Below are 4,610 nucleotides of genomic sequence, written 5' to 3'. Positions count from 1 at the left end.
GGTGGATCCTGGACGGGTTCCAGGCTCCGGCGCAGCAGTAGGCCAGGCCGGTGCCCGGCGTCCCTGGCGGAGCCGGTGAGACGCCATGCCTCCGGAGCGCCCCGCGGTCCTCGCCAGGGCCGCGGGGCGTTCGTGTGCGTCGCCGATCCAGCCGATATATCCCTCTGGAGGATGATGCGGATCGGACTTGAGACGGATGGCCCGGAGGGGACACACTTCTAGTGTCGAGAATGCGGGAATTCCGCAGACCGGGGGGTCAACATGACGACATTGAGGGTGGCCAGTGAGCTGGCAGCGGTCCTGATTCCGATCGGATACGTGGGCGCGGCGATCGCCGTGATCTGCGCGATCGTCGCCGGGATCGCGATCGCGCGGGGTGCCGGTGGTCTCACCGGCGGGGCCGTCGGGGTCTGGATCGTCGGGGCGCTGCTGAGCGTCACCGCGTCTTTCGGCAGCCAGTGGCTGCCGCTGATCATCTCGGGCTCCGCACTCGTGCTGATGCTCACGATCGGCGGCGTCGTGCGCGGCATGGTGGGTGCCGCGGGGCTGACGCGCCGCAGCGAGGCGCCGGCCGAGGCGCTTCCGGTGGCCGCGGCTCCCGCGAAGACCGGGACGCCGAAGGTCGCCGCGGTCGTCAAGGCGGCGACGTCGTCGACGCCCACGTCGCCCGTCGCCGTCGTCTCCTGAGCGCTCAGCGGTAGTCGCGGTCGCGGTGCTGCCGTGAGTCGTCGCCCGACGCGACGCGCTCGGCCTCGCGCGCCCGCAGCTCCACGCGACGGATCTTGCCCGAGATGGTCTTCGGCAGCTCCGGCACGAACTCGATGATCCGCACCCACAGGTGCGACGACAGGCGCTCGTGCGCGTACGCGAACACGGATCGCGCCGCGGCCGTCTCGTCCGCCGCATCCGCGGTCAGGCACACGTACGCCTTCGGCACCGCGAGCCGCGTCGGGTCGGGGCTGGGGATCACGGCCGCCTCGACTACGAGCTCGTGCTCCAGGAGCACCGACTCGAGCTCGAACGGCGAGATCTTGTAGTCCGAGGCCTTGAACACGTCGTCGGAGCGCCCGATGTAGGTGAGGTAGCCGTCGTCGTCGCGCACCGCGATGTCGCCCGTGTGGTGGTAGCCGCCGGCGCGTGACTCCGCCGTCTTCTCCGGGTCGTCGTAGTACCCCGCCATGAGTCCGAGCGGCGCGCGCGATAGGTCGAGCGCGATCTCGCCCTCCCGCTCGACCACCGCGCCCGTGGCGGGGTCGAGCAGCACCACCGGGTATCCCGGCAACGGGCGGCCCATCGAGCCGATCTTCACCGGCTGCCCGGGGGCGTTGCCGATGCACGCCGTCATCTCGGTCTGGCCGAAACCGTCGCGGATGGTGCCGCCCCAGGCCTCCCGCACCCGGTCGATGACCTCGGGGTTCAGCGGCTCGCCGGCGCCCACCAGCTCGCGCGGAGGGTGGGTCAGGCGGCCCAGGTCGGCCTGGATGAGCATGCGCCACACGGTCGGCGGGGCGCAGAAGGTCGACACGTGGTGGGTGTCCATGACCTGCATGAGCGTGTTCGCGTCGAACCGGGCGTAGTCGTAGACGAACACGGTGGCCTCGGCCAGGAAAGGCGAGTAGAAGCTCGACCACGCGTGCTTCGCCCACCCGGGCGAGGAGATGTTGAGGTGCACGTCGTCGGGGCGGACCCCGAGCCACCACATGGTCGACAGGTGCCCGACCGGATACGAGACGTGGGTGTGCTGCACGAGCTTCGGCCGGTTCGTGGTGCCCGAGGTGAAGTACAGCAGCGCGGTGTCGGACGCGGGGGTCGGGCCGTCCGGCTCGAACGCGGCGGGCGAGGCGGCGGAGTCGGCGTATCGGGCCCAGGCGGGCGGGGCCTCGCCGACGCCGATGCGGAGGATGTCGGGGCCGAGACCGTCGACCCGTTCGGCGAGAGTCCCGAGGGTGACGACGGCGCTGGCGCGGCCGTGCTCCACGCGATAGGCGAGGTCGGTGGCCGACAGCAGCGTGGACGTCGGAATCGACACCGCCCCGATCTTGGTGATCGCCAGCATCACCTCCCACAGCTCGATCGTGTTGTTGAGCATCACGATCACGTGGTCACCGCGGCGGATGCCGAGCCCCGCGAGCCAGGACGCGACCTGGTCGGAGCGGGCGGAGAGCTCGCCATACGTCCACGACCGCAGGCGAAGGTCGGCGTCGACGATCTGCACGGCGGGGCGCTGCGGATTCTCGGCGGCCACCACGTCAAACCACTCCAGGGCGAAGTTGAACTCGTCGACCTGCGGCCACGCGAATCCCGCCCGCGCGGCGGCATAGTCCGTGGCGTGCTCGAACAGGAAGTCGCGCATCTCGCGGACGGCGTTCGTGGCGGCGGTGGCACTGCGGCTCATGGTGCTCCTTTGCTGGCGTGCACTCCATCTTTCCGCGTCGGCCCGCCGGACGGCACGCCCCGCGCCGCTTCTCATGTCCTCCCGTCGACCGGAGAGAAGGTATACCAGTGTCCTCATTTGACGACGCTAGTCTGGTGGGAGCTCCAGTCAGGCGAGCCAGAGGAGGGCGATGGTGGAGGCGACGAAGAGGACTCCGCGCCCGCGCATGAGTACCAATGCGCCCCCTGCCGTGTTCGTCGTCGGGATGCTGATGCTCCCCGTGGCATTCCTCGCGGCGGCCCTGTTCCTGCCGTCGCCCGTCGGTGTCCCGGTTGGGATCGGGGCAGCGATCGTTGTCGGCATCACGACCAACCGGCTCACTGCGACACAAGTGCGGAGAGAGGCAGAACGGGTAAGAGCGGTCGGTGACGGGAAGGGGATGAGCTAGCGGGGGAGCAGGCCGGTGCCGTCGCGGAGCTCGAACACGAGCTGGGTCTCGGTGCCGCGCACGACCGGGTGGATCGTGATGTGTTCCAGCACGATGTCGCGCAGCGCCGTCGCATCCTCCACCGCGACGTGCACCAGGAAGTCGTCGACGCCCGCGACGTGGAACACCTGCAGCACGCGGGGCACCGCGACGAGGGCGTCGAAGAGCGCCGTCACCTTCGGCCCGGTGTGATTGGCGAGGCGCACCTTGATGATCGCCTGCAGCGGGTATCCGAGCGCCGCGCCGTCGACCCGCACGCGGGTGTCGCGGATGATGCCGCGCTCGCGCAGTGCCCGCACGCGGTGCGCGCACGTGGACTCGGCCAACCCCAGCCGATGCGCGAGAGCCTTGTTCGTGATCTCGGCATCGCGGGTCAGCGCCGCGAGCAGCTCCAGATCGGTCTCGTCGAGTTGCGCTTTCGCCAAGGTGCCGCCCTCCCGCTCATCGGACGTTGCACAGAATATCGGATTTGCCCTCTACTGCCGCGGATGCTGTCGAATTCCCGCGGTTCACTCGCGTTTCCGGCAACGTGGAGGCATGACCGCACCGCTGCATCTCGACACGATCGCCGTCCACAGCGGCCGCTCCGACCTGGAGGGGCTCGGCGTCCACGCGCTGCCGATCGACCTGTCCACCACCAACCCGCTGCCCGATGTCGAGCGCGGGGGCGACTCGTACGAGGCCATGGCCACCGGGGGCCGTCCGCCCGCCGACGGCAGCATGGTCTACGCCCGACTCTGGAACCCCACGGTCGCGCGCTTCGAGGAGGCCCTCGCCGAGCTCGAGCACGCGGAGGCCGCGGTCGCGTTCGCGTCGGGCATGGCCGCCATGACCGCGGTGATCCTCGCCCGCACCGGTGCGACGGGCACCCGCCACGTGGTCGCGGTCCGTCCGCTGTACGGCGGCACCGACCACCTGCTGGGCTCGGGGCTGCTCGGCGTCGACACCACGTACTGCCGCCCCGAGGAGGTCGCCGCGTCGATCCGTCCCGACACCGGGCTCGTGGTCGTCGAGACGCCCGCCAACCCGACGCTCGATATCGCCGACATCGCCGACGTGGTGCGCCAGGCCGGCGACGTCCCGGTCGTGGTCGACAACACGTTCGCCACCCCGGTGCTGCAGAACCCGATCGACCTGGGCGCGGCGATGTCGCTGCACAGCGCCACCAAGTACCTCGGCGGCCACGGCGACGTGATCGCTGGCGTCGTCGCCTGCGACGAGGAGACCGCAGAAGCGCTGCGCCGAGTGCGTGCCGTGACCGGGGGGCTGCTGCACCCGCTCGGCGCATATCTCCTCCACCGCGGGCTCACGACCCTGCCCGTGCGCGTGCGGCAGCAGCAGGACACTGCTCGCCGCCTCGTGCAGTGGCTGATCGACCGACCAGAGGTCGCCGAGGTCTTCTACCCCGGGCTCGACGGGGATCCCCGCGGGATCCTCGGCCGGCAGATGCGCGGCACGGGCGCCATGATCGCGATGCGGATGCGGGGCGGGTACGCGGCGGCGTCGGCGGTGGCGTCGGCGACCTCGCTGTTCACGCACGCCGTGTCGCTCGGGGGCGTGGACTCGCTGATCCAGCACCCTGCCGCTCTCACGCACCGTCCGGTGCCCCCGGAGGCACGACCCGCCGCCGACGTGCTGCGGCTGTCGATCGGCCTCGAGAACGCGGACGACCTGATCGCCGACCTGGACCGCGCGTTCGCGGTGCTCGCCGAGCGCTCGACGGGCGACGGCGCCGACCCGGTCGCGGTG

General features: G+C 71.0%; 4 protein-coding genes. 2 read left to right on the top strand and 2 right to left on the bottom strand.

What is annotated here, in order from left to right; genetic code table 11:
• The first annotated feature begins 318 nt into the window (after positions 1–318).
• A complete protein-coding gene (locus tag DW309_RS06390; protein WP_136044886.1) occupies positions 319–687 on the top strand; it encodes a hypothetical protein in 369 nt (122 codons plus the stop codon).
• 4 nt (positions 688–691) lie between these two features.
• Here the strand turns inward: DW309_RS06390 and DW309_RS06385 are convergent, their stop codons facing one another.
• Both DW309_RS06385 and DW309_RS06380 read right to left on the bottom strand, forming a co-directional pair.
• A complete protein-coding gene (locus tag DW309_RS06385) occupies positions 692–2,395 on the bottom strand; it encodes an AMP-binding protein (protein WP_136044885.1) in 1,704 nt (567 codons plus the stop codon).
• 423 nt (positions 2,396–2,818) lie between these two features.
• On the bottom strand, positions 2,819–3,286 hold the full coding sequence (locus DW309_RS06380; protein ID WP_136029008.1) for an Lrp/AsnC family transcriptional regulator: 468 nt from the start codon (positions 3,284–3,286) through the stop codon (positions 2,819–2,821).
• Positions 3,287–3,398: 112 nt separating this feature from the next.
• Here DW309_RS06380 and DW309_RS06375 point away from each other — a divergent pair.
• Positions 3,399–4,610 (top strand): trans-sulfuration enzyme family protein (locus DW309_RS06375; RefSeq protein ID WP_136044884.1); only part of this gene is annotated, 1,212 nt, incomplete at its 3' end.

It is taken from the genome of Microbacterium sp. K41 (genome assembly GCF_004794395.1).
Classification (GTDB): domain Bacteria; phylum Actinomycetota; class Actinomycetes; order Actinomycetales; family Microbacteriaceae; genus Microbacterium; species Microbacterium sufflavum.
Note: the sequence above shows the minus strand (reverse complement) of the source record. Positions and strands in the feature narration are given on the sequence as shown.

What these genes read in the sequence shown, in the direction of transcription:
- DW309_RS06385 (WP_136044885.1), bottom strand. Translation starts at nt 2,395, where the DNA reads ATGAGCCGCAGTGCCACCGCCGCCACGAACGCCGTCCGCGAGATGCGC.